Here is a 23,113-nt window from a genome sequence, read left to right as displayed (position 1 = left end):
TTTTTCATGATATTCACTTAAACTATCAAGGTCTGCTCAACTGAGTAATATCAAAATCAGTCAGCATTTCGTTCAAATTTTGAATGAAATTCAAGTAAGCGGAATTTTCTTGATTATGATTTTTCATGGTAAAGCGTTTGGGGTGTTATCTATAAATAATCCAGTTCGGCCAATTGGTTTATGCTCAAAATCTCATTGAGTTCTTGCAGAAAGGCCAAGTATTCTTCTCCGTAGGTATCGTATAACATGGTAATCTTACGTTTAAATGTTTGGGTCTTTGTTATAACGTGAATCTATTGTAAAGATTATGGTGAAACAATAAATTGTGGTGAAATCCTATTTTTTGGTTGTAAAAACTAGGGCAACTCATTCTTCCATTTCCATGATATCCAAGGCCACTTCAAAATCTAGGTCAGAATCTACCTTGTGAGGTCTTATATTGAATTCATCGTAGATGAAACACAGGCTCATGGGCAATCTCCTTCGCTCCCTTTCTGAAGCAAGCACCCCCAATTTTTCCTGTAGTGCTGATTTGATCTCAAAAGCCTTGTCGCTGATCTTGACTTCATCACAGTTTTCCAACTCTTCTAAAAAAGGAATCTCTTTTTTGTCGCCAACCTCCAACATTTCATCCAACAACATGAGCTTGCATTTCAAATCAGTGGTGTGCTGAAATAATGGGTAAAAAATACTTTGCAGATATTTTGGGAGTTCGTTGTCTACCATGGCAGCTAATTTTATTACATAGCTCGTAACATTTCCATTTCAAAATCCACCTGTTCCTGTACTCTTGGGAATTCCTCCACGAATTGATCATATAAAAACAAGTGGTGTTTCTGATCATTGTCTGTACGACATAATGTGATCATCTCCTGTGTTATCTCCAAAAGACCTTCGGTCTTTAGCATTCGCAGGCAGGATTGCACTTTTTGACAGGATAAATCCAGTTCTTTAAAATTTTCGTTTTGAAGGTGTACCTTGGCACTGCCTACAAATTCCAATACATTTTGTTTAAAAAGCTTCACCAATTCCTCCAGAAGTTCCATCTGCCCCATGCAGTCTTCCAACACAGGTTTTAGATTGATGTTGTTGGAGGAGAAGCTGGATTCCAGATTTCTTTCAAATGACTTGCCTTTGGCAGGCTTCTTTTTGGTTTTCTTATCCAAACTTTGGGCTATTTCGCGCAAGGCGGATACAATTTCTTTCTGATCTTTGGACAAACGTGTCTTTTCCAAGGAATCTATCAGGGTGAGTAAATTATGGTCTTTTACTTCAAAGGGCTTTCTTTCTGAACTTTGAATGCCAATCCGCTCATAGATAACTTCCAATTGCTTCATTTCAGAAACCCCAAAAACCTTGTTTTCCAATCCGTGCTTAAACACTTCAAAGGATTTTTTTAGTTCTCCGGCTTCAACAGTGCCCAATTCCTCATAGGAAAAACTGCTGAGTCCTATTTCCAACTTTTCCAAATACGTGAGTAGTTCCCGTGTTTTCAATTTCTTTCTTCCATTGGTTATTCTCTACTAAAAATCAGGAATAGCCCAAGGGATACCAATTTATTGTTTTGTAGGCTGTGGATTTTGTTGTCAAATTGCTTTATTTGTAGGTGTAAAAAACCGACCATGAAATATTTCTACCTTTTGTGCTGCATCTCCGTATTTGTAGGCTGTGCAGAAAAACAACCGAATAAAGCAGAAACTTTGGAAGAAAAAGCCCAACGTATCCATGATACAGTCATCACCATAGACACACATGATGACATTAATGTGAACAACTTTACGGATAGCATCAACTACACCCAAAACCTCAATACACAGGTGAATCTGCCCAAAATGAAAGAAGGAGGATTGGACGTGGCATGGTTTATCGTTTACACCGGTCAGGATACATTAAGCGTAGAAGGGTATGCCGCTGCATCCGAAAATGCCATATCCAAGTTTGAGGCCATCCATAAGCTCTGCGAGGAGATTGCGCCAGATGAGATTGAATTGGCATTGACTTCGGAAGATGTACGTCGTATAGCGGCATCTGGGAAAAAAGTGGCCATGATCGGGGTGGAAAACGCCTACCCTATTGGTGAGGATCTATCTAAAATTGAAGAATACCAAAGGCGTGGAGCGCGTTATATGTCGTTGGCCCATAATGGTCACAGTCAGTTTTCGGATTCCAATACGGGCGAAAAGGACAGTATTTGGCTGCACAATGGTTTAAGTGAATTGGGAAAACAAGCCATTGCCGAAATGAACCGGGTAGGTATCATGATCGATATTTCTCACCCTTCCAAAGAAGCCATGCTGCAGATGGTTGAACTTTCCAAAGTTCCCATTATTGCTTCGCATTCCTCAGCCCGAGCTCTTTGCGACCATAGCAGAAATTTGGATGATGAGCAACTGCTGTTGTTGAAAGAGAATGGTGGTGTGGTACAGACCGTGGCCTTCAGTTCGTACTTGAACACCGAAAAAGATGAGGCCCGTTCTGCTTACATGAAAGGCATTTATGAAGAAGCTGCAGATTCACTAGGTCTGAATTGGTACGAACGCTCCCAATTTGGATCATTGACCAAAGAACAACAAGACGAGTTCATGGAAAATTACCCTAAAGTGACCCAGTTGGGTGATGAAATCGCAGCTACGAAATCGGACGCACCCCCAGCCGTAAATGTATCCGATTTAGTGGACCACATCGACTACATGGTGAAACTCATTGGCATAGACCATGTAGGCATCAGCTCCGATTTTGATGGAGGTGGCGGTATTGAAGGTTGGTCCGACGCCTCGGAAACCTTCAACGTGACCTTGGAACTGGTAAAACGAGGCTATACCGAAGAAGAAATCGCAAAATTGTGGGGTGGAAACCTGTTACGGGTTTTGGATGAGGTTCAGGCGTATGCCAACGCTATCAACTAGGATTTTGCCTCTTCCTCCTTTTCCTTTTTGGCCAATCGGTCCTTAACGAACTCTATTTTGGTTTTCCCATGGGGTTTGGGATTGCCCTTATCGTCCAAGTTTACCATGATGATGTTGTCCACGGTGACAATGCTCTCGTGGGTCATCTTGTTCCGCACCTCACAGTTCAGGGAAATTGAAGTAGTCCCGAATTTAATGACGTCAATTCCAATTTCGATGACATCACCTTCGCTGGCGGTGCTCATAAAATTGATTTCGGACATATATTTGGTGACCACTTTCTTATTCTCCAGTTGTATGATGCTGTATAGTGCTGCTTCTTCGTCTATCCAAGCAAGGACCTTGCCTCCGAACAGCGTTCCATTGGCGTTCAAATCTCCCGGCTTTACCCATTTTCTTGTATGAAATCGCATAATTGAAACTTTACTAATTCAGATGCAAAGTTAGTTGAATGGTGTTAAGTTGAAGTTAATTACCGCTTTGTTTTCGGTTATTTATCAATTTGAGATTTTCTACTCTTTAGAAGTGTTTAGACGACAATTTTTGACCTTGGGATTTTTCAATCCATCAATTAATTGAACAAATCTTTCTGGGGGCTTAAAGTCGACCTGGGAATGGTCAAATTCGTTCCCAATTTAGGGTTTAACATTTCAATGAAATGGGCCGAAAGCAAAGGAGATTCCAACTCAAGGTTCTGGTGTACAAAGAAATGGATATTTTTTAAGCCCATATTTTTCCAAGCATCCAAACGTTCCACCCAATCCTCCAAACGGGAATAATCGGACTCATGGTTAGCTCCAACATAGCGAATAAATGCCTCATTGTTGGTCAATCGCATGTGCATGAGGTCTCGCCTACCTGCTGTATCTACCAAAACATTGGCTATTCCGTTTTCTTCCAACAAATGATAGAGTTCTTGGGAAACCGTTTCATCGGTGAACCAATCCGTATGCCTGAATTCTAGGGCCAGCGGAAACTCTTTGGGCCAATACTCCACAAAGCGTTCGACCCTATCCCAGTTTTTGGGGTCAAAGTTGTTGTGCATCTGTAAAAAGATGGTGCCCAGTTTTTCTTTCAATAGTGAGGTGACCTCCAAATAGCGGTCCGCTACTTCGTAGACCTTATCATTAAGGCGGCGTAAATGACTGACATCTCTTGTCATTTTGGGAAAGAATTTAAACCCTTCCGGGGTTTTGTTGTACCATTTTTCATAGGTGTCTGGCGGAAAGATGCGGTAAAAAGTAGCGTTCAACTCAATACAATTGAATTGGGTGGAATAGTACGTCAACTCATCTTTGGTGCCGCGCGGATAAAAGTTCTTTAAATCTTGCCGGTTCCATTTGGCGCAGCCCACAAATATCTTGGTCTCCCCGTCCTGTTTGTTTTTGGACAAAACCACTGCCGTATCTGGGTGGTCTGGTGGTATTGTAAAGTCAATAAGTTCGGGATGCTCTACTTTGCCGAATTTCATAATATGGATTTAGTTGCTTAAAAGTATAAAAATGGGATTATTGTCCCTATTTCTATAGCTCCTATCTTAAAATCACTTAAAAATTTCTACATTGAATGGTGCAATAAAACGAATATATGCAGTATGAAACGAATTCTTCAAATCGTAAATACAATAGCCTTTGTCTCAACGGTTTTTGTCAATTACCTATCAAATACAGGAAAAATGAATAATACATCCATTGGCGAGGTTTCCAATGATTTGGATTCACTTTTTACACCTGCCAGTTATGCTTTTTCAATTTGGGGCCTGATTTATTTGCTACTACTGGGTTTTGTTGTCTATCAAGGCAGAAGTCTTTTTACCCAGGTTCGGGATGATGGTTTTATAGGTAAGGTTGGGTGGAATTTTGCCCTTTCTTGTGCAGCAAATATCGCTTGGGTGGTGAGTTGGTTGTATGGTTATACGGGTTTATCCTGCATTTTCATTTTTATACTGCTACTTTCCCTTTTAAAAATTGTAATGGATAATGCTATGGAATTATGGGATGCCCCAATCAGTGTCATCGCATTTTTATGGTGGCCTTTTGTGTTTTACTCCGGTTGGGTAACCGTCGCTAGTATAGCAAACGTTTCAGTGTATCTGGTCAAGCTGGGCTGGGATGGTTTTGGAATTTCAGAAGAGATTTGGACCATGATCATGATTGTCATTGCTCTGGTCATAAATCTGCTCGTTACCTGGAAAAGAAATATGCGCGAATTCGCCTTGGTGGGGGCTTGGGCCTTGGTGGCGATTGCCTTTGCCAATTATGAACAACATCAAAGCATTGTTTTTACTGCCGGAGCAGCCGCATTGATTCTAGTGGTGAGTTCTGGTATTCATGGCTTTTTGAATAGAGACACCAATCCTTTGGTTAAATTTATGGAGTTCAGAAGAGGAAAGAAGATTGACGAAATTAATCATCGGGCTGATTAAATAAAAAGGGGTATGAAATTTATTTTATTAACGCAACCAAACAAAACCCCCAGTTTTTTTCAGGATTATCTGCAATCGATTCTTGATGCATTTGATTATCTTACCAGCACTTCCCCCTAAACAAAGCAAATTCCGTTTGTATGGGTATATTTCTTATCGTGGTAGGGGTCATCTTTTTGGTATTGGTTTATAAAAATGTAAAAGCTGGATTAAACTCTGATTGGTTAATATGGACCTTGGCTACCATTGGTATGCTGGTTGGCGTACTCTATCTCTCCAATTACATTGATTGTAAAATGAACAACAGTGGTTACTGCGGCATGGTGCCTACTTTAATTTGGATGTATGCAGCTCCTGTTGCACTTTGCCTGATGCAGTTACTCTATTTAAAAAGAAGCCGGTTTTAAATTCGGGTTGGTTTTGTCTAGTTCCATGGTTTTGGTGAATTCGTGGAATTCACTGAAGAAAATAAAAGCGTATCTTTAGCGTATGACCAGAAAGAGCCATAACATCTTCAGACTATTCCTTTATATCCAAACCGCGGTATTTGTGGTCATCATGATTGCATGGTGGATTGTGGGGAAATATTAATTAAAGCTCCCTGATTTTTATATCCCTAAACCAAACCTCAAAATACCAATCCTGTAAGGCTATTTTGCCTTGGGTGGCTTTGCCAAATTCAGGGTAATTGGTAAAGTTGGTTTCCTTTATTTTTTCTTTCCATTCAGGCGTTGTAAAGTCCTGGGTACTGGTGAGAACACCGTTTAGGTAAAATTCCACTTTTCCATCCACTTGTTTAATTCGGGTTTGGTTCCACTCGCCGTGATGGGTGATGGCTTCATTGAGTTGTGGGGAAAACCCATACAAACAGCCAGATTTTTTCACGGGTATATCTTGATCCATGTGGTTAGGGTCCAGAATTTGGTACTCAGGTCCAGTTTGGTATGCCGTGGCCACCTCAGGTTTTTCCTGTACATTGATGAAGATACCACTGTTCCCACGATTCCCAATTTTCCATTCCAACACCAGCTCATAGTTTTCATAGACATTTTCGGTAAGCAAATCTTCATTATTTTGGGTTTCAATCTGTGGATTGCGGTGCAAGGCCCCGTCTTTAACCTCCCAGACGGATGGAGCTCCAGAATTGTACACATGCCAACCGTTTAAGGTTTTGCCATCAAATAACAATTCCCACCCCTGCTCTTTTTCAATATCATATAAAGTATTGTGACTCTCATTTTCCGCCGCAATTTGCTTGGTGTGCCATGGGTTGGTTTTTTCTTCTTTATTCTGATTTTTACAGGAAAAGATAAACAGGGCGAGGCATAATAGGCCAACGAATTTTATGTGCATGATGTTTGTTGAATTAAATGGCCTTAAAAATACTCAAATAAAACATTTTGCAACCTCTGGTTCTATCGTCCAGACCTGAAGACTTGTTTATAACATCGTTAAAAACTATTGACGCCAACAAAATTGCGCGGTTTTTGATTATGTAATTTTAGTAAAACTTACAGCCATGGATTCACGATCCAAAAGTCTTTTGGAGATTCGTCCGGACATTCCACAGTCACATTTTAATAGTCAAATGGGTTCTGAAGAGCGTTTTCAGAACAAAACCCTGCGTCCGGTAATTAAATTGCAGAACTTTCTGCTGGTAGAGGCCTTTAAAAATTACATCGCTAAACACAAAGGTGTTTTTTACGACCTTTCCCTAGAAAAACGTTTGGCATACATTGAGCGGGCCATACAAAAGGATATCAAATTCAGAAATTCCTTGAAGGGCATGGTCATTGGTCAGTTTACCGTTGAGGAATATCAAAATTACATTCTAAACTCCTCTGCCTTGAACAAACGAATGATGAATATGGTCGTTGAACGTTTAAAGGACCAAGTGCAACTGCTAGATAAAGAAGAAGTTCTTTTATAAAATGGATTCCCCGTTGAGATTGGTGGTCAAGATATCGCTCATAAGGTCAAAATAAGGCCGAATGGCACGATAGGATTTGTCCACTTCTTGAAGGAAGGTATCCGAAAGTACTTCTTTGTCCGAAAAGTTTCGGATAAAAATAAATTGCTTCTTCCGAATTAAATCTATGTCAGTGTGTTCCTTGTCAAATCCCTTGGGCGCTGTTTTCACTGCATCACCGGCCAAATCGCCCCAAATTGCTTTAAAAGATTTCCCATTAATTACTTCACGAAATTCCGAAGCATCCATTTCGAGCTCCTTACGGATACGGAACAAATCCTCTTTGTTGGGATCCCAAAAACCAGTCGCCAAAAATGAACCTCCTGGCGTGAGATGGATGTAATATCCGCCGCGTAAATGTGCCCCTAAGCGTGCAAACGAAGCCGCCAAGTGGGTTTTATAGGGTGTCTTATCTTTTGAAAAACGCACATCCCGATAAATTCGGAACATTTTCATTTTTTCTATTTCATCATGGTGGCTAAGCTCGTTCTTCACACTTTCAAAAAAGGATTTTACCGCCTTTTCATGTGCTTTGAAAGTGGGTTTATGCTGTTCGAACCAATCTTTGTTGTTATTTTTGGAAAGCTCTTTTAAGAAGTCAAATGCATCTTTTGGGATAGTGGAATTGCTCACAGTCTTATTTTGATAATATGTTATTTTTTATCTAAAGTTAGCTTTTTATCGGGGAGCATGGTAAGGATTTGTCTAATTTTAAGACCATAATGAACAGTATGGATAAGGAAAAGATAATTTCTGAGTTGAACAGGCATAAGAAACTGCCCTATCTTGACTTTAGATTAAAACAGGAAACCGAGGATTTTACCGATACACTTTTTTATACCCTTTTTGATGCCAACACACCAGTTGCCGTAAACTTGGAAATGTTGGAGAAAAAGTTCAATACCCTGCTTGATATGGCTTGTTGGGAACTGGAAAGACCCTGTAGCGAGTTTTGGGACAGTTATGTTACCACATTGCCGGAAATTCTGGAGAAACTCAATCTGGATGCCGAGGCAATATTGAACTGCGACCCAGCATCATTGTCAATTCAAGAAATTTATATGGCCTATCCTGGATTTTATGCCATCGCCATATACAGATTGGCACATGAACTATATGTGCAGGGCGTGCCGTTGATTCCAAGATTGATGACTGAATATGCGCATAGACAGACTGGTGTGGACATAAATCCAGGTGCTACCATTGGAAAATCGTTTTTCATTGACCACGCAACTGGGGTTGTGATTGGTGAGACGGCGGTGATTCATGATAATGTTAAAATCTATCAAGGAGTTACCTTGGGAGCCCTTTATGTGGCCAAGAACCTGCAAAAAACCAAAAGGCATCCCACCATTGAATCCAATGTTACCATTTATGCCAATGCCACTATTTTGGGCGGGGAAACAGTAATTGGAAAAAACTCCGTTATCGGCGGTAATGCATGGCTTACCTCTTCAGTTCCTGCCAACTCAACCGTTTATCACACACCAGAAATCAAAATCAAGACAACACCCAATGTCTAAAAGCATTCTCGACCTTATTGGTAACACCCCTATGGTGGAATCCAGAGTTTTAAATACCAATCCCAATGTAAAATTGTTCTTTAAGCTGGAAGGTAACAATCCCGGAGGGAGCGTTAAAGACCGACCCGCTTATAACATGATCAAAAGCGGTCTGGAACGTGGTGATTTTACCAAAGATTCGAAACTGATAGAAGCCACCAGTGGCAACACTGGCATCGCCTTGGCTATGATTGCAGGGCTTTATGGTTTGGATATAGAATTGGTTATGCCCGAAAATTCAACTAAGGAAAGAGTGCAAACCATGCGCGCTTACGGCGCCAAAGTAACTTTGACTCCTTCTGATGTAGGCATTGAAGGTGCTCGGGATTATGCCGAGGCCAAAGTAACAGATGAGGGCTATATTATGCTAAATCAATTTGCCAATAACGACAATTGGCAGGCCCACTATAAAACTACGGGGCCGGAAATATGGAGAGATACGCAAGGGGAAATTACCCATTTTGTCTCCAGTATGGGTACCACAGGAACTATTATGGGAACATCAACCTATTTGAAAGAGCTAGACCCGTCCGTTCAGATTGTTGGGGTTCAGCCTACGGACGAATCCCGTATTCCAGGCATTCGGAAATGGCCAGAAGAATATTTACCCAAGATTTTTGATCGGAACAAAGTGGACCGTATTATGGAGGTCAGTGAGGAAGATGCTGTCAACATGGCCAAAAAATTGGCCAAGGAAGAGGGTATTTTTGCGGGGATGAGTAGCGGTGGTGCTGCCACAGTTGCACTACGACTTGCCGAAACCTTGGAAAGCGGAACCATTGTTTCCATTGTTTGCGATCGGGGAGATAGATACTTGTCCTCGGATTTATTCGATTAGTTATCTTAGCTCTTTCCTGATTCCCTCCCAATAGGTCTCAAAATCACTAAGGTTGTTGTGCCCGCCATCTTCTATAGTATACATTTTTTTATGGTCATGGAGAATGGATTCAAAGAGCTTTTTACCAGATTCGTAGGAAACCACATTGTCCTTAGTACCGTGAAAAATGCGGATAGGTCTACTTACCTTTTGTATAAATTTGAAGGAAGGCATTTTATATTTTAGGAGTTGCTTGGTGGGTAAAAAAGGAAAACGCTCCTGAGCCGTTTCCTGCAAACTGTAGAACGGAGTTTCCAAAATCAACTTTTTGGGATTGTTGTTGGAAGCCAAATGGGTGGCTATACTAGCTCCCAATGAACGGCCATAAATAATGATGTCTTGAGCTGCATATTTTTCGAGGGCACGGTCATAAAACAGTTGTGCATCAGCATAGAGTGCTTTTTCACTGAGTTTTCCCGTACTTTTTCCATAGGTACGATAATCCATTATGAGGACATCGTAACCCAAATCTGTAAAAGGAACAACAATCCTTCCCCATCTGGATAGATCCCCAGCGTTTCCATGAAAGTATAAAATCAACCCCTTTGGATTCTCCGCATAAAATTTCAGGGCATTCAGCCGTGCTCCATCCGGTGCACTTAGAAACAACTCCTCAAATTCAGCATTAAAAGTATACACATGGTCCTCTGGCAGTTTGGTGGGCAAAAAAATAAGTTTTTCCTGAAGAAAATAAAGCATGGCTAAAATCAAGAATAAAAGAGCGAGCCCGTAAAGGCTTATTCGTTTAAGGGTTGCTTTTGACACGTTTTGAGGAATGCGTTACGTTGATACTGGAACCTTCCAAATTTGTTTTCTTAGGACGGCTCGTTATAATTTCCTCCAACATGCTATGATAGGATTCAAAATTGTTCAAGTCCTTATGTCCACCACCTATTACTGTATACAATTTGGTGAGTTCGGGTTTTATCTTGGAAAGCTTCACGCTGGTTTTGTATGGAATCAATCGGTCATTGGTACCATGAATGATATGAATGGGGCAATTCACATATTTCAACCATTTATAGGTGGGCATGGGAAATTTTATCAATATGGACAAGGGCATAAAGGGAATGAACTTTTTTGCCACCTTGCTCAGGCTATAGTAAGGCGCGTCCAAAATAAGCATTCTGGGGTCGTTCATGGAGGCCAACTTGGCGGCAAATCCAGAACCCATGGAACGCCCGTACAGAATAATGTATTTTTCATCCACCTTTTCCTTTATTTTGTTATAGATGACCTGCATATCGCGTTTCACGGCTTTTTGGGTCCTTCTTCCAGTGCTTTTCCCGAAGCCTCGATAGTCTACCATGATTACATCATACCCATGCCGCGTAAAGTCGACGGCAAATTTGCCCCAACCTTTTATGCTCTTTGAGTTTCCCTTGAGGTAAAAGACTACACCCTTTGGGTTCGGTGACCTGAACCGCAGCCCATTGATTGTGGCGCCATCCCGGGTTTCCACATTATATTCCTCAATTTCTTGGTTGTCATAGTAAAATTGAAAATCCTTTGGAAGCTTTTCAGGTTTGAACAAAAAATAATCCTGAAGAAAATAGAGCAACACACTGATCAAAAGATAGAGCCCGATAACAGCCAATACGATGTAGAGCCAGTTTTGCATGCAACCCGTGTTTTATCCAAAATACAAAAAATATGGATACATAGATTTTATGATCTTATGAATCAGGCGGTTGGATTTACGAGTAAGGAAAGTTATTGCACACATCACTGAAAATTGTGTTTTCACATCGGTTTTTTCGGGTTATCCAACATTGTCCTCGGTTCATCGATTTGTTTAAAACAATACGACCTAAAAACCCTTTCTTTACATCAAAATAAAGTCCCAAATCCTTATTTTGATATGAATACACTTTCAAAAATAATCACTTGGAAAAGGAACATTCTGGCTAGTTTAGCAGTTTTGTTGATTTTGATTGTTTTGAATTTTTATGGTGTTTATACCAATCAATTCTATTTTACAAAACCAGACAATTACATATTCCCCATACTTAGCTCGGTACATTTTCTTTATCTGTACGTGATATGGTTCAAAATTTCGGAAGATGAGCTTCCAGACCCTAAAATGCGGAATATTGAATATGTGCTATACGCCATCATTATTGTATATTTTTTTAAAATCTATGATAGCGTAATGGTTCTCAACTCCGTTGAAGCATACGGTGAACATATCATTCCTACTTCCTTTAAACCTATGGCCACTCTTACGCTTGTTCTTTACAGCATATTGCCCATATTGTCGCTTTATACGTTTTGGCTCAGGAAACGATATATTGGGGTGTACAATTTTGAGAACTACAACGACAATCTAAATATCTGGCAATAGTTTTGTCAAGGTTTAGAGTCCTCTGATATAACTTCCGTATAAATCCTTAAACTGAATCCCTTTGGTAAAACGGTGTTTGCTCAGCTTTTTATGGGCTACCAATCCCCAGAGCAATAGTTCTTTCATAAAATAGCTATCTTCTTTGGAAATAGAGGGTTGATATTCCTTTAAAAGATTATTGAGTGGTCCTACCGAATCCAGTTTGGTTTTGTAGTCGTCATCGGAATCATCATCCAGTAGGTCAAATCCTTCGCCATCAAAAAACCAGTTCACCAATTCGTCGTATTCGGTTTCTGCTTCTTTGCGCTGAAGTTTGTCTATTTTGGGGAAATAACTGGGAAAAAGGGATTTTATGGCATCCTCAATCAAGGTTTCGGCAACAAAACCGGCACCTTCTTGCTCGCCTTCATACACCAATTCAATTTTTCCGGTGATGGAAGGAATTACACCCATAAAATCACTTAATCGAACGGAAGTTTTTGTATCACCGGAATGAACAGCACGGCGTTCAGCGGTACTCAGCAGATTCTCAAAAGCGGTAATGCTCATTCGGGCGCTAACCCCACTCTTGGCATCAACATATTCGCTATTCCGGGCCTCAAAGCTTATTTGCTCCAAAACATCCATTGCCACTTCGGGCACATAAATGTTGTCCGATTGTCTTTGGTCCAGTTGGGCCTCTTGCTTGGTGATTTTCTTGGCGATTTCGATACTTTCTGGATAGTGGGTCAAAATTTGGGAGCCAATCCTATCTTTCAACGGGGTTACAATACTTCCTCGATTTGTATAATCCTCTGGATTCGCCGTAAATACAAATTGAAGGTCCAACGGCAACCGCAATTTAAACCCACGAATCTGAATATCCCCTTCCTGAAGGATGTTGAACAACGCCACTTGTATCCTCGCTTGAAGGTCGGGTAACTCATTGATCACAAAAATACAGCGGTTGGCCCTGGGAATCATCCCAAAATGGATTACACGGTCATCCGCATACGAAAGTTTTAGGTTTGCGGCCTTAATGGGGTCCACATCACCAATCAAATCGGCTACGGTAACATCTGGCGTAGCCAGTTTTTCGTAAAACCGTTCGTTTCTGTGAATCCAGCCTATGGGCGTTTTATCGCCTTTCTCCTTGATTAGCTCCGTGGCATATCGAGAAATTGGTTTGAGTGGGTCATCATGCACTTCGGAACCTTCAATAATGGGCATCCATTCGTCCAAAAGCTGCACCATTAATCTAGCCAAACGGGTCTTGGCTTGTCCTCGAAGGCCAAGAAGATTGATATTGTGTCGGGAAAGAATCGCGCGTTCCAATTCGGGAATTACAGAGTTTTCATAACCCCAAACGCCTTCAAATACTTCTTCTCCTTTTGAAATTTTGTTCAGGAGATTTTCACGTAGCTCATCTTTGATGCTCTTACTTTGGTACCCTGCCGATTTTAAGTCTCCTAAAGTTTTGATTTTGGTATGATCCAATTTCATATACTAGTTTATCCTTTAATTCTTCGTTTTCTGTTCTGTTCGTAATCTTCAAAAATCATCTCCCCTAATCCTTTAAGTCCCGTATAAAAGGCTTTGCCTTTGTTGGCTTGGGTAAATTCACGCACAAATTGCATTAAATAGGGATCTTGGGCAATCATAAAGGTGGTAATGGGAATATGAAGTTTCCGAGCCTGCTGGGCCATCGCGTAGCATTTTTCCACGATGTACTCATCTAAACCAACACTGTTCTTGTAATAATCACCGTTGGGCAAACGCAAACACGACGGCTTTCCATCCGTAATCATGAATATTTGTTTATTGGTATTCCGTTTTCTACGAAGCATATCCATGGCCAATTGCAATCCGGCTACGGTATTGGTGTGGTATGGCCCGACTTTCAAATAGGGCAAATCCTTAATGGGAATGGGCCAAGCATCGTTTCCAAATACCAAAATTTCCAAAGTGTCTTTGGGATATCGCGTAGTAATCAATTCTGCGAGCGCCATAGCCACTTTTTTGGCTGGGGTGATTCGGTCTTCACCGTACAAAATCATGCTGTGGCTGATATCGATCATCAACACGGTACTCATTTGGGCCTTGTAATGGGTATCTTCCACCACCAAATCGTCCTCATTCAAGGAAAAACTGTCCAAACCATGATTGACCTGTGCATTTCGTAAACTTTCGGTCATGGAAATACTTTCCAAGGAATCTCCAAAACGGTATTCCCTAAAATCACCGGTATGCTCATCTCCCCTGCCCGACTTTCCAGTACGGTGATTTCCGGCACCGCTTCGTTTGAGCTTTCCAAAGATTTGGTCCAAAGCACGTTGCCGGAGCACACGTTCCAGTTTAGCCGTAATGGAGAGATTTCCTGGTCCGCCGCCTTCTTCGCCCTCTTCACCTTCACCCCCTTCGCGGTCATCCATGTCAAATTCCTCGCGGATGAATCCTTTTGCTTTAAGGTCTTCTATAAAATCATCGATGGTGTAGTCCTCATCAGTGAGTTCATATTCCTTGTCCAACTCACGGAGCCAATCCAAAGCTTCCTCAACATCGCCAGAAGTATGTGTAATGAGTTCTTGAAAAATCTCAAAGAGTTTTTCAAACGGGGTCTGGTCTGGGGCTTCGTAAGTAGTAAAACGAAACCCTTTTCTTGTGTTCATAGCCATTACATAAAATTACGGTATTTCCGTGTAACGACTAGGCCTTTAAAAAAAACTTAACGCTCTTGTTCAATGGCGTTTTTGAAGTACTTGGGCAATATCATGCAATTTATAGCCCTTGGCCTGCAACAAAATCAAATAGTGGAATAAAAGGTCTGCACTTTCATTTAAGAATAGTTCCTCGTTATCATCTTTGGCCTCAATCACGGTCTCCACAGCTTCCTCGCCCACTTTTTGGGCAATTTTATTGATGCCTTTTCGGAACAATGAAGCGACATAACTATCTGGATTTTCGGGGTCATTTTTTCGGGAAGTGATAATTTCTTCCAAAGCGGATAGAAAACCATATTCTTGAACATTTTCCTCAGCCCAGCAGGTGTCGGTGCCTTTGTGGCAAGTTGGTCCAACCGGATTTACAGTAACTAAAAGTGTATCACTATCACAATCCGATTTGATATCAACCAAGTTTAGAAAGTTGCCACTTTCTTCTCCTTTGGTCCACAGCCGTTGCTTGGTACGACTGTAAAAGGTGACTTTTTTGGTTTTCTGAGTCTCCTCCAAGGCTTCTTGGTTCATATAGCCCAGCATCAAAACATTTTTGGTCTGCGAATCTTGTATGATGGCAGGTACCAGTCCGTCTGGGTTTTTGTTGAAGTCTATTTTCATTTTTTTATTCTTGGAATACACTACATCTCGACTGCTCCTTCGACTGCGCTCAGGATGACAGCTTGGTGTGGCATCATATTAAATTCTTACAGGAATTCCTTTTCCTTTTAATTCGTTCTTTAAATCCTTTATTTCAATCTCTTTAAAGTGGAAAACGCTTGCTGCCAAAGCTGCATCTGCTTTTCCATTTGTAAAGGTATCCGTAAAATGTGAAACGGTTCCCGCACCACCTGAAGCGATTACAGGAATGTTTACCAACTCGGATAATGTGGCCAAGGCCTCATTGGCAAACCCGTTTTTAGTGCCATCATGGTCCATGGAGGTGAACAGAATTTCGCCCGCCCCTCTTTTTTCAACCTCTTTAGCCCATTCAAAAAGGTCAATCTCCGTAGGAACCTTGCCTCCCACCAAATGGACTTTCCAATTACCATTCACTTGTTTGGCATCAATGGCGACTACAATACATTGGGAGCCAAATTTAGCCACCAACTCATTAATGAGTTCGGGACGTTTTACCGCGGATGAATTGATGGAAACTTTATCAGCTCCATTTTTCAGCAAGATGTCCACATCTTCCACCGATGAAATTCCACCACCCACCGTAAACGGAATATTGATGGTTTCGGCCACATGATAGACCAACTCTGCAAGCGTCTTCCGTTTTTCTTCAGTGGCAGAAATATCTAAAAAAACCAGTTCGTCAGCACCTTCTTTCGCATAAATGGCAGCGAGTTCCACTGGGTCGCCGGCATCCCGAAGGTCAACAAAGTTGACCCCTTTTACGGTTCTTCCGTCTTTGATGTCCAGGCAAGGTATAATTCGTTTTGTGAGCATAGTTTTTGTTCGTCACCCCGAACTTGTTTTAGGGGTTTCCGTAAATTATTTATATCCTTTGTATGTGATGCTGAAGCGAGTTCAGCATGACACTTTATACTTTAAATATCCATACTAAATTGTCGTCACCCTGAACTTGTTTCAGGGTCTCATTAAACATTGATTTATTCATGATGAGATTCCGAAACAAGTTCGGAATGACGTTATTCGTTCTTTACATTGAGGTCCACGCCATCATAAAAACCCAAATCTTGATTGTTCAATAGCTTGGTCCATAGTGCAATTTGTCCTGTATGGTAGGACAAGTGCTCGGTAACATGAATGATATTGGCCACTCCTGAAAAATTGAATCCTTGGACCGATCTTTTACGAAGTAATTCCTCTAACGGTGCCTCGTAGAAAGCCCTTTTGGCTTCATCAATGGTATCGCTCAGTTTTTGAATCAATTCGTCCTTGGAATATCCAGAAGTTGTAGAAAACTCTTCGTCACGTTTGCGGTTATCTTCCAAGTTCTGAATGGAAGCTATTCCATATTGGGTAATGTTTCCGCAAAGGTGTACTATCAAATTCCCAATGCTGTTTGATGATTCGTTCGGTTTTTGCCAAACCGCTTTTTCCGAAAGCCGGTCCAAACAGATTTTGATCATGCGCAGGCTTTCGTTCATACGATACCCTGCATTCCAAACGATTTCTTCCTGAAGCTGTTTTTCTTTATCCATTTTCAACAATGTAGTGTTCCAATTGTTTTAAACTGATTCGATTCTCATAAATGGCTTTGCCAATTATGGTGCCCTCACAGCCTATTTCGGCGAGTTCGGGGAGTTCATCAAAAGTTGAAATGCCACCACTGGCTATCAAATTAATACCAATGGTCTCCACATCTTCTACACCACTGCCCGTAACCAATGTTTCGTGCTTCATGGTTTTGGACAGGATTCTTTTATAAAGTTCAAACGAAGGCCCTTCCAACATCCCATCTTTGCTAATGTCGGTGCATATCACATATTTAACCCCCTTCTTTTGGTAGGATTGGATAAAGGGAACCAACTCTTGGTTGGATTCCTCCTGCCATCCAGATACGGTCACTTTCTCATTCTGCGCATCGGCTCCCAGAATGATTTTATCCGAACCGTAGGTTTCCAACCATCCCAAAAACGTTTCTTCGTCCTTGACCGCGATGCTACCCCCGGTAATCTGATGGGCACCACTCTCAAAGGCAATATATAGATCTTCATCGGATTTCAATCCCCCTCCAAAGTCAATTTTTAAGCTGGTCTGGGATGCAATGGCCTCCAATACCTTATGGTTGACGATGTGCTTGGACTTAGCTCCGTCCAGGTCCACCACATGCAAATACTGAATACCGTGCGCCTCAAACTCTTTAGCTACTTCCAAAGGATTCTCGTTATAAATCTTTTTTGTGCCATAATCCCCTTTGGAAAGACGAACGCATTTTCCATCAATAATATCTATAGCAGGAATCAATCTCATGTTAATCGTATTTTGCTTTGTCCATGGCCATCCACATCTCGGAATCCCCAACTCTTGAAAATCCTAAAGGCTCATATAATCCATGAGCATCTTTGGTTTTCAACGCAACGGTGAAAACGTTTTTAATGTCTGGGTGTTCCAAAATATGTCTCACTAATAGTTTTCCCAGGCCTTTCCCTTTATAAGGTTCAAAAATCAGGACATCCATAAGATAGGCAAAAACCACCTTGTCTGTTAGGACTCTGGCGAAACCAATTTGCTCATCTTCTTGGGTATATAATCCAAAACACAAACAGCTCTCAATGGTTGTGGTGGTCAATCCCAAGGTGCGATAACCTCCCCAATAGGTGCTTTTGACCTGTTCGTGAATTTTTGGGATATCCAATTTATCCTTATCGGTTGAAATGTAATAGTCCATCAAATGACCGTTAAAAAATTCTTTAGTATCTTACTCCCTACATCACTACTTTTCTCGGGGTGAAATTGTACTCCATAAAAATTGTCTTTCCGCAAGGCAGCGCTGTAAGACAGCCCATATTCCGAAACAGCAATCGTTTCTGCATGTAGAGGAGCATAGAAACTATGCACCAAATAAACATAGGATTTGTCTGGAATTCCTTGGAATAAATCTGTCTTCAAGTTGGTGATTTGATTCCATCCGATTTGCGGTACTTTTACGGTTTTGGAGAATTTCACCACATCCAAATCAAAAATGTTAAGGCCTTTTGTATTACCCTCTTCAGATGACCTGCACATTAACTGCATCCCCAAACAAATGCCCAAAACCGGTTGTTTTAATTGGGGAATGATTTTGTCCAAACCAGTAGCTCGCAATTTTGACATGGCAGAACTCGCTTCCCCCACCCCTGGGAAAATGACTTTATCGGCATTTTGGATTTCCGCCACATCATGGCTCAAAACGGCTTCATAGCCCAACCGTTTGATGGCAAATTTGATGCTTTGGATATTTCCTGCGCCGTAATCAATGATGACTATTTTCATAGCGAAGTACGGAGTTTGAAGCTGAAAGTACGAAGTAGGTATTTCTTTTTATTATTTTCCATTTGCTCGTGCTGTTTTGATTGAAGAAACTACTATGGCCAAAATTTCATTGGCTTCAGCGTGAATTAATTTCATTTCTGAAATATTCTCTTTACTCGTTTCTATTAGCAGTTCCAAAAAGTACATGCTTTCATCTATTTCTTCTTCAACTATTTTAAGCTTGTTGATAAAATCAGCTCTCGATTTAGCTCTTTGGGAGGCCCTGTAATTCGCACCTACAGAACTTGAACTCCGTATTAATTGATTCACATAGGCATTGAACTCTCTTGACTTTGGAAAACTTGAACACAATTTCCAAACCCTTATGGCAAAGGCCTTAGTTCTATCTTTTAAATCTTTCTTCATAGAATTTCGTACTTCTTAGTTCGTACTTCTCCCTTTTAAAGCATTCCTTTGGTTGAAGGCAGTACCATTTTCTCCGCATCTCTTTTTACCGCCATCTTGATGGATTTGGCAAAAGCTTTAAAAATAGCCTCGATTTTATGGTGCTCATTGGTGCCTTCCGCTTTAATATTCAAATTGGCCTTGGCTCCATCAGTAAAGGATTTGAAGAAGTGCAAAAACATCTCCGTAGGCATCTCCCCTATTTTTTCCCGTTTAAAATCGGCATCCCAAACCAGCCAATTTCGTCCTCCAAAATCAATGGCAACTTGGGCCAAACAGTCGTCCATAGGTAAGCAGAAACCGTAGCGTTCAATACCAAGTTTATTTCCCAAAGCTTTTGAAAACACTTCACCCAAAGCGATGGCCGTATCTTCAATGGTGTGGTGTTCATCCACTTCCAAATCGCCATCAGCTTTTATGGTTAAATCCATTTGGCCATGGCGCGCCAATTGGTCCAACATATGATCAAAGAAAGCAAGACCAGTTTGTATGTCGCTTTTGCCGGTTCCATCTAAATTTAGCTTGATGTAAATATCAGTTTCATTTGTTTTGCGGGATATTTCCGCAATTCGATTTTCTAGTTTTAAAAACTCATAAATCTTTTCCCAATCGTTACTTTCCAGAGCGATGTAGCTATCCAATTCGTCACGTTTCACGGTGATTTCTCCCGTTCCCAAGTGGGTTTCATCATTGATGAAAATACCTTTGGCCCCCAAATTTTTAGCCAATTCAATGTCCGTGAGACGATCACCGATTACAAAAGAACTCCCTAAATCATACTCTTCCGAAAAATAGGAAGTGAGCATTCCTGTTCCCGGTTTCCGGGTATCGGCATTGTCCTTTGGAAAGGTACGGTCTATAAAAACTTGGTCAAAAACAACCCCCTCATTTTCAAAAGACTTCAAAATAAAATTATGCACGGGCCAAAAGGTTTCCTCCGGAAAAATATCGGTTCCCAACCCGTCTTGGTTGGTAATCATGGCCAATTCATAGTCCAGTTCTTTGGCAATTTTCCCTAAATAGGTGAACACTTTTGGATAAAATGATATTTTCTCAAAAGCGTCAATCTGCTCGTCTTCCGTCTCTTTGATGATGGTCCCATCCCGGTCGATAAAAAGTACTTTCTTGCCCATTATCCCAATTTTTTTAAAATGGCTATCAGTTTTTTGTTTTCTTCTGGAGTTCCTACAGTGAACCGAAGCGTATTCTCGCACAGCGGTTGTGTACTCCGGTTTCTGACCACTACTCGTTCCTCCAACAATTCTTGATACCGTTGATTGGCATTATCCACTTTGGCCAAAACAAAGTTGGCATCGGTGGGGTAAATTTCCTGAACGAATCGCACACTTTTCAATGCGACAATCAAGTTATCCCGTTCTCGTAAAATCTGTGTCACTTCTTTATCAACAGCATCTTGGTTCAACACGCGTATCAAGGCTTGCTGCTGTGTCAATTGATTGACATTGTAAGGCGGTTTGATTTTATTGAGGATGGCAATGATTTCTTCGGATGCATAACAAATTCCCAATCGAATTCCTGCCATGCCGTATGCTTTGGACAGCGTTTGGGTAACAATCAGATTAGGATAGTCTTTTAAGTTGGTCAACCAACTCTCTTGATCCGAAAAATCAATATAGGCTTCATCAATCACCACCAATCCATTGAAATTCTCCAATAGTTCGCCCACCTTTTCTCTGGAAAATGCATTTCCTGTGGGATTATTGGGCGAACAGATGAATAACAGCTTGGTGTTTTTATCAGCGGTCTTCAAGATTTCAGGGACATTGGGTTCAAAATCCGAGTTCAACAATACTTCCCTATTTTCTACAGCATTGATACCAGATAGGACTTTGTACATGCCATAGGTGGGTGGCAATGTAATAATGTTGTCTTGATTCGGTTCACAGAAGGCCCTGAAAATAAGGTCTAAAACTTCGTCACTCCCATTACCAAGTAATAGGTTCGTCTCAGAAACCCCTTTTTGCTCTGCCAAAAGCGACTTTAAACTTCTCTGATAGGGGTCTGGATAGCGGTTGACCCCATTTTCAAAGGGGTTTTCGTTGGCATCCAAAAAAATCATTTCAGAACCATCGGAAACGTACTCATCCCGAGCGGAGGAATAGGGCTTTAGATTTCTTACACTCTCCCTGGTCAATGAAACTATGTTGAATATCTTATTCATTTTTTAAGGTCTCGACTACGCTCGACCTGACTTTAATTCTTTTCTAAACTATTTAATCTGAGGGTTACCGCATTCTTATGAGCTTGTAGGCCTTCGGCTTCGGCCATTAACTCAATGGCGTTCCCAATTTTTCCCATTCCTTTTTCGGATATTTTCTGAAAGGTCATACTCTTCATAAAACTATCCAGATTCACCCCGCTATATTGCTTGGCGTAGCCGTTTGTGGGCAGTGTGTGATTGGTTCCCGATGCATAATCCCCAGCACTTTCCGGGGTATAATTCCCAATAAACACTGACCCTGCATTTTGAATGTTGTTAAGGTAAAATACCTCATTCTTCACACAAACAATAAAATGCTCAGGGCCATATTCATTGATAAGGTCTATGGCAATTTCATCATCCTTCATCAAAATTAATTTGCTATTGGCAATGGATTTTTCTGCAATTTCCTTTCTGGGCAAAGCTATAAGCTGCTCTTCAATCTCGCTTTCCACATCATCCAGCATTTTTTCTGAAGTGGAAACCAAAATGACCTGACTGTCCACACCATGCTCGGCCTGACTTAATAAATCAGAGGCCACAAAAGCGGCATTTGCAGAATCATCGGCCACGACCAAAAGTTCACTTGGCCCAGCAGGCATATCTATGGCTACGCCATATTTAGTGGCCAATTGTTTTGCCACGGTCACATATTGATTTCCCGGCCCAAAAATTTTATACACTTTAGGAATGGATTCCGTACCAAAGGTCAAGGCTGCGATGGCCTGAATGCCACCAACCTTAAAAATTTGGGTCACGCCACAAAGGCTGGCCGCATATAAAATAGTCGGGTTCACTTCTCCATCTTTGTTGGGCGGCGTGCACAGCACAATTTCCTTACATCCTGCCAATTTAGCAGGAATTGCAAGCATTAAAATCGTGGAAAATAAAGGAGCTGTTCCACCAGGAATGTATAATCCCACTTTTTGTATGGGTCGTTTTTCTTGCCAACACTGTACTCCAGGCATCGTTTCCACTTCAACTTTGGCTGTTTTTTGTGCAGCATGGAATTTTTCTATGTTTGATTTTGCCAAGTGGATAGCCTGTTTCAGTTCCTCGGAAACCAATTCAGATGCCTCCCTAATTTCGTTGGCACCAACCAAAAGCGAACTCAGGTTGGCCTTGTCAAATTGTTCCGTATACTTTTGAACAACAGTATCCCCACCCCTTTTTACGTCTTCAAAAATGGTGTTCACGGTCTGCTCAATATCCGACACCGTTTGGGTTGGACGCTGCAACAATTGCTGCCAATCCTCTTTATTTGGATTAACTATTTTATTCATCCTTCAATCTTTTGATCATATGGAAACCCAATGGCACATACCCATGGGTTTCCCAGAACTTCTTCCCTCTTTCGTTTTTAACATAACAGTTGACCTCAGCAGTTTCGCAACCAATTTCTCGGGCATAATCCACCAAGAAATCCATCATGAGCTTTCCAATGCCTTTACCTTGATAATCTGGCGATATAATTACATTATCTGGTTCTATGTGTTTGCCGGCATAGAGCTTGTTCAATATCCAAACTCCACAAATTCCGATCAATTCATCGCCATGATAGACGCCAATGCATTTGTATCCCATCGGGATCATCTCTGATAATCGATCTTGCAAAACTTCCATTGAAATTTGTTCCCCATTGAGTATGTAGGCCAAAGGCAGAATACTCTTCAGGTTTTCAATGGGAATCCACGATATGGTAAATTGTGTTTCCATACCTCAAT

28 protein-coding genes are annotated in these 23,113 nt (G+C 41.1%); 7 read left to right on the top strand and 21 right to left on the bottom strand.

The features are described from left to right. Positions 1-366: 366 nt before the first annotated feature. Together FG28_RS16640 and FG28_RS16635 are read right to left on the bottom strand one after the other, a co-directional pair. Entirely contained in the window at positions 367-726 is a 360-nt protein-coding gene (locus tag FG28_RS16640) for a hypothetical protein (protein WP_036384788.1), read from the bottom strand. A gap of 14 nt (positions 727-740) precedes the next feature. After that, positions 741-1,496 (bottom strand): hypothetical protein, encoded by a 756-nt coding sequence (locus tag FG28_RS16635; protein ID WP_036384784.1) that lies wholly within the window; start codon positions 1,494-1,496, stop codon positions 741-743. Positions 1,497-1,622: 126 nt separating this feature from the next. Between FG28_RS16635 and FG28_RS16630 the strand changes: the two genes are divergently transcribed. After that, a complete protein-coding gene (locus FG28_RS16630) occupies positions 1,623-2,906 on the top strand; it encodes a dipeptidase (protein WP_036384782.1) in 1,284 nt (427 codons plus the stop codon). Here FG28_RS16630 and FG28_RS16625 read toward each other — a convergent pair. Beyond that, positions 2,903-3,319: an acyl-CoA thioesterase gene (locus FG28_RS16625; protein ID WP_036384781.1), complete on the bottom strand. Its 417-nt coding sequence runs from the start codon at positions 3,317-3,319 to the stop codon at positions 2,903-2,905. The genes FG28_RS16630 and FG28_RS16625 overlap by 4 nt on opposite strands. A gap of 158 nt (positions 3,320-3,477) precedes the next feature. Further along, the gene (locus FG28_RS16620) at positions 3,478-4,377 is read right to left on the bottom strand and encodes a DUF72 domain-containing protein (protein WP_036384780.1); all 900 of its coding nucleotides are present in this window, start codon (positions 4,375-4,377) and stop codon (positions 3,478-3,480) included. Between the two features lie 123 nt (positions 4,378-4,500). On the opposite strand from FG28_RS16620, the gene FG28_RS16615 reads away from it, so the two are divergent. After that, positions 4,501-5,331 (top strand): hypothetical protein, encoded by an 831-nt coding sequence (locus FG28_RS16615; RefSeq protein WP_036384779.1) that lies wholly within the window; start codon positions 4,501-4,503, stop codon positions 5,329-5,331. A gap of 140 nt (positions 5,332-5,471) precedes the next feature. Further along, a complete protein-coding gene (locus tag FG28_RS16610) occupies positions 5,472-5,738 on the top strand; it encodes a hypothetical protein (RefSeq protein WP_036384773.1) in 267 nt (88 codons plus the stop codon). Positions 5,739-5,922: 184 nt separating this feature from the next. Here the strand turns inward: FG28_RS16610 and FG28_RS16605 are convergent, their stop codons facing one another. Further along, the gene (locus tag FG28_RS16605; RefSeq protein WP_036384772.1) at positions 5,923-6,684 is read right to left on the bottom strand and encodes a DUF1080 domain-containing protein; all 762 of its coding nucleotides are present in this window, start codon (positions 6,682-6,684) and stop codon (positions 5,923-5,925) included. 166 nt (positions 6,685-6,850) lie between these two features. On the opposite strand from FG28_RS16605, the gene FG28_RS16600 reads away from it, so the two are divergent. Next, a complete protein-coding gene (locus FG28_RS16600) occupies positions 6,851-7,261 on the top strand; it encodes a hypothetical protein (protein WP_036384771.1) in 411 nt (136 codons plus the stop codon). Here FG28_RS16600 and FG28_RS16595 read toward each other — a convergent pair. Further along, entirely contained in the window at positions 7,256-7,933 is a 678-nt protein-coding gene (locus FG28_RS16595) for a DUF2461 domain-containing protein (RefSeq protein WP_036384769.1), read from the bottom strand. The genes FG28_RS16600 and FG28_RS16595 overlap by 6 nt on opposite strands. A gap of 98 nt (positions 7,934-8,031) precedes the next feature. Between FG28_RS16595 and epsC the strand changes: the two genes are divergently transcribed. Both epsC and cysM read left to right on the top strand, forming a co-directional pair. Continuing rightward, complete coding sequence (gene epsC / locus FG28_RS16590; RefSeq protein ID WP_036386772.1) at positions 8,032-8,823, top strand: serine O-acetyltransferase EpsC; 792 nt, start codon at positions 8,032-8,034, stop codon at positions 8,821-8,823. After that, entirely contained in the window at positions 8,816-9,700 is an 885-nt protein-coding gene (gene cysM, locus FG28_RS16585) for a cysteine synthase CysM (protein WP_036384768.1), read from the top strand. Before epsC ends, cysM begins: the two co-directional genes overlap by 8 nt. On the opposite strand, the gene FG28_RS16580 is transcribed toward cysM, so the two are convergent. Together FG28_RS16580 and FG28_RS16575 are read right to left on the bottom strand one after the other, a co-directional pair. After that, the gene (locus FG28_RS16580; RefSeq protein ID WP_231562647.1) at positions 9,701-10,405 is read right to left on the bottom strand and encodes an alpha/beta hydrolase; all 705 of its coding nucleotides are present in this window, start codon (positions 10,403-10,405) and stop codon (positions 9,701-9,703) included. It lies immediately after the preceding gene. 79 nt (positions 10,406-10,484) lie between these two features. Further along, positions 10,485-11,360, bottom strand: a complete 876-nt coding sequence (locus FG28_RS16575) for an alpha/beta hydrolase (protein ID WP_036384766.1) — start codon at positions 11,358-11,360, stop codon at positions 10,485-10,487. 240 nt (positions 11,361-11,600) lie between these two features. Between FG28_RS16575 and FG28_RS16570 the strand changes: the two genes are divergently transcribed. Then, positions 11,601-12,083 carry a hypothetical protein gene (locus FG28_RS16570; RefSeq protein WP_036384765.1) on the top strand — a complete coding sequence of 161 codons (483 nt, stop codon included), beginning with the start codon at positions 11,601-11,603 and terminating at the stop codon, positions 12,081-12,083. A 12-nt stretch (positions 12,084-12,095) separates the two neighbouring features. Here the strand turns inward: FG28_RS16570 and FG28_RS16565 are convergent, their stop codons facing one another. From FG28_RS16565 to FG28_RS16505, 13 genes are all read right to left on the bottom strand, one after another. Beyond that, positions 12,096-13,565 (bottom strand): hypothetical protein, encoded by a 1,470-nt coding sequence (locus FG28_RS16565; protein WP_036384764.1) that lies wholly within the window; start codon positions 13,563-13,565, stop codon positions 12,096-12,098. 8 nt (positions 13,566-13,573) lie between these two features. After that, positions 13,574-14,737 carry a VWA domain-containing protein gene (locus FG28_RS16560; RefSeq protein WP_036384762.1) on the bottom strand — a complete coding sequence of 388 codons (1,164 nt, stop codon included), beginning with the start codon at positions 14,735-14,737 and terminating at the stop codon, positions 13,574-13,576. Between the two features lie 63 nt (positions 14,738-14,800). Further along, positions 14,801-15,397, bottom strand: a complete 597-nt coding sequence (hisIE, locus tag FG28_RS16555; RefSeq protein ID WP_036384760.1) for a bifunctional phosphoribosyl-AMP cyclohydrolase/phosphoribosyl-ATP diphosphatase HisIE — start codon at positions 15,395-15,397, stop codon at positions 14,801-14,803. Positions 15,398-15,475: 78 nt separating this feature from the next. Then, a complete protein-coding gene (gene hisF / locus FG28_RS16550; protein ID WP_036384757.1) occupies positions 15,476-16,231 on the bottom strand; it encodes an imidazole glycerol phosphate synthase subunit HisF in 756 nt (251 codons plus the stop codon). Between the two features lie 203 nt (positions 16,232-16,434). Then, positions 16,435-16,950 carry a DinB family protein gene (locus FG28_RS16545; protein ID WP_036384755.1) on the bottom strand — a complete coding sequence of 172 codons (516 nt, stop codon included), beginning with the start codon at positions 16,948-16,950 and terminating at the stop codon, positions 16,435-16,437. Further along, a complete protein-coding gene (gene hisA / locus FG28_RS16540; RefSeq protein WP_036384752.1) occupies positions 16,943-17,722 on the bottom strand; it encodes a 1-(5-phosphoribosyl)-5-[(5-phosphoribosylamino)methylideneamino]imidazole-4-carboxamide isomerase in 780 nt (259 codons plus the stop codon). The genes FG28_RS16545 and hisA overlap by 8 nt, the downstream gene beginning before the upstream one ends. A gap of 1 nt (position 17,723) precedes the next feature. Beyond that, positions 17,724-18,140, bottom strand: coding sequence for a GNAT family N-acetyltransferase (locus FG28_RS16535; protein WP_036384749.1), 417 nt, complete (start codon positions 18,138-18,140; stop codon positions 17,724-17,726). Further along, the gene (gene hisH / locus FG28_RS16530; RefSeq protein WP_036384746.1) at positions 18,140-18,724 is read right to left on the bottom strand and encodes an imidazole glycerol phosphate synthase subunit HisH; all 585 of its coding nucleotides are present in this window, start codon (positions 18,722-18,724) and stop codon (positions 18,140-18,142) included. The genes FG28_RS16535 and hisH overlap by 1 nt, the downstream gene beginning before the upstream one ends. A gap of 51 nt (positions 18,725-18,775) precedes the next feature. Beyond that, on the bottom strand, positions 18,776-19,129 hold the full coding sequence (locus FG28_RS16525) for a four helix bundle protein (RefSeq protein ID WP_036384745.1): 354 nt from the start codon (positions 19,127-19,129) through the stop codon (positions 18,776-18,778). A gap of 35 nt (positions 19,130-19,164) precedes the next feature. Continuing rightward, on the bottom strand, positions 19,165-20,301 hold the full coding sequence (gene hisB / locus FG28_RS16520) for a bifunctional histidinol-phosphatase/imidazoleglycerol-phosphate dehydratase HisB (RefSeq protein ID WP_036384744.1): 1,137 nt from the start codon (positions 20,299-20,301) through the stop codon (positions 19,165-19,167). Continuing rightward, positions 20,301-21,350: a histidinol-phosphate transaminase gene (gene hisC / locus FG28_RS16515; RefSeq protein WP_036384743.1), complete on the bottom strand. Its 1,050-nt coding sequence runs from the start codon at positions 21,348-21,350 to the stop codon at positions 20,301-20,303. Before hisC ends, hisB begins: the two co-directional genes overlap by 1 nt. 32 nt (positions 21,351-21,382) lie before the next feature. Next, positions 21,383-22,672 carry a histidinol dehydrogenase gene (hisD, locus tag FG28_RS16510; protein WP_036384742.1) on the bottom strand — a complete coding sequence of 430 codons (1,290 nt, stop codon included), beginning with the start codon at positions 22,670-22,672 and terminating at the stop codon, positions 21,383-21,385. Beyond that, the gene (locus FG28_RS16505) at positions 22,665-23,105 is read right to left on the bottom strand and encodes a GNAT family N-acetyltransferase (protein WP_036384740.1); all 441 of its coding nucleotides are present in this window, start codon (positions 23,103-23,105) and stop codon (positions 22,665-22,667) included. Before FG28_RS16505 ends, hisD begins: the two co-directional genes overlap by 8 nt. Between the last annotated feature and the right edge of the window lie 8 nt (positions 23,106-23,113).

Source organism: Muricauda sp. MAR_2010_75, assembly GCF_000745185.1.
Lineage (GTDB): Bacteria > Bacteroidota > Bacteroidia > Flavobacteriales > Flavobacteriaceae > Flagellimonas.
The sequence above is the reverse complement of the archived record's forward strand: the minus strand, read 5'-3'. Positions and strand labels throughout refer to the sequence as shown.

Bases quoted from the DNA above. Each gene is read 5' to 3' on its own strand.
- FG28_RS16640 (WP_036384788.1), bottom strand. From the start codon at position 726: ATGGTAGACAACGAACTCCCAAAATATCTGCAAAGTATTTTTTACCCA.
- FG28_RS16630 (WP_036384782.1), top strand. From the start codon at position 1,623: ATGAAATATTTCTACCTTTTGTGCTGCATCTCCGTATTTGTAGGCTGT.
- FG28_RS16625 (WP_036384781.1), bottom strand. From the start codon at position 3,319: ATGCGATTTCATACAAGAAAATGGGTAAAGCCGGGAGATTTGAACGCC.
- FG28_RS16620 (WP_036384780.1), bottom strand. From the start codon at position 4,377: ATGAAATTCGGCAAAGTAGAGCATCCCGAACTTATTGACTTTACAATA.
- FG28_RS16615 (WP_036384779.1), top strand. From the start codon at position 4,501: ATGAAACGAATTCTTCAAATCGTAAATACAATAGCCTTTGTCTCAACG.
- FG28_RS16610 (WP_036384773.1), top strand. From the start codon at position 5,472: ATGGGTATATTTCTTATCGTGGTAGGGGTCATCTTTTTGGTATTGGTT.
- FG28_RS16605 (WP_036384772.1), bottom strand. From the start codon at position 6,684: ATGCACATAAAATTCGTTGGCCTATTATGCCTCGCCCTGTTTATCTTT.
- FG28_RS16600 (WP_036384771.1), top strand. From the start codon at position 6,851: ATGGATTCACGATCCAAAAGTCTTTTGGAGATTCGTCCGGACATTCCA.
- epsC (WP_036386772.1), top strand. From the start codon at position 8,032: ATGGATAAGGAAAAGATAATTTCTGAGTTGAACAGGCATAAGAAACTG.
- cysM (WP_036384768.1), top strand. From the start codon at position 8,816: ATGTCTAAAAGCATTCTCGACCTTATTGGTAACACCCCTATGGTGGAA.
- FG28_RS16575 (WP_036384766.1), bottom strand. From the start codon at position 11,360: ATGCAAAACTGGCTCTACATCGTATTGGCTGTTATCGGGCTCTATCTT.
- FG28_RS16570 (WP_036384765.1), top strand. From the start codon at position 11,601: ATGAATACACTTTCAAAAATAATCACTTGGAAAAGGAACATTCTGGCT.
- FG28_RS16565 (WP_036384764.1), bottom strand. From the start codon at position 13,565: ATGAAATTGGATCATACCAAAATCAAAACTTTAGGAGACTTAAAATCG.
- FG28_RS16560 (WP_036384762.1), bottom strand. From the start codon at position 14,737: ATGGCTATGAACACAAGAAAAGGGTTTCGTTTTACTACTTACGAAGCC.
- hisIE (WP_036384760.1), bottom strand. From the start codon at position 15,397: ATGAAAATAGACTTCAACAAAAACCCAGACGGACTGGTACCTGCCATC.
- hisF (WP_036384757.1), bottom strand. From the start codon at position 16,231: ATGCTCACAAAACGAATTATACCTTGCCTGGACATCAAAGACGGAAGA.
- FG28_RS16545 (WP_036384755.1), bottom strand. From the start codon at position 16,950: ATGGATAAAGAAAAACAGCTTCAGGAAGAAATCGTTTGGAATGCAGGG.
- hisA (WP_036384752.1), bottom strand. From the start codon at position 17,722: ATGAGATTGATTCCTGCTATAGATATTATTGATGGAAAATGCGTTCGT.
- FG28_RS16535 (WP_036384749.1), bottom strand. From the start codon at position 18,140: ATGGACTATTACATTTCAACCGATAAGGATAAATTGGATATCCCAAAA.
- hisH (WP_036384746.1), bottom strand. From the start codon at position 18,724: ATGAAAATAGTCATCATTGATTACGGCGCAGGAAATATCCAAAGCATC.
- FG28_RS16525 (WP_036384745.1), bottom strand. From the start codon at position 19,129: ATGAAGAAAGATTTAAAAGATAGAACTAAGGCCTTTGCCATAAGGGTT.
- hisB (WP_036384744.1), bottom strand. From the start codon at position 20,301: ATGGGCAAGAAAGTACTTTTTATCGACCGGGATGGGACCATCATCAAA.
- hisC (WP_036384743.1), bottom strand. From the start codon at position 21,350: ATGAATAAGATATTCAACATAGTTTCATTGACCAGGGAGAGTGTAAGA.
- hisD (WP_036384742.1), bottom strand. From the start codon at position 22,672: ATGAATAAAATAGTTAATCCAAATAAAGAGGATTGGCAGCAATTGTTG.
- FG28_RS16505 (WP_036384740.1), bottom strand. From the start codon at position 23,105: ATGGAAACACAATTTACCATATCGTGGATTCCCATTGAAAACCTGAAG.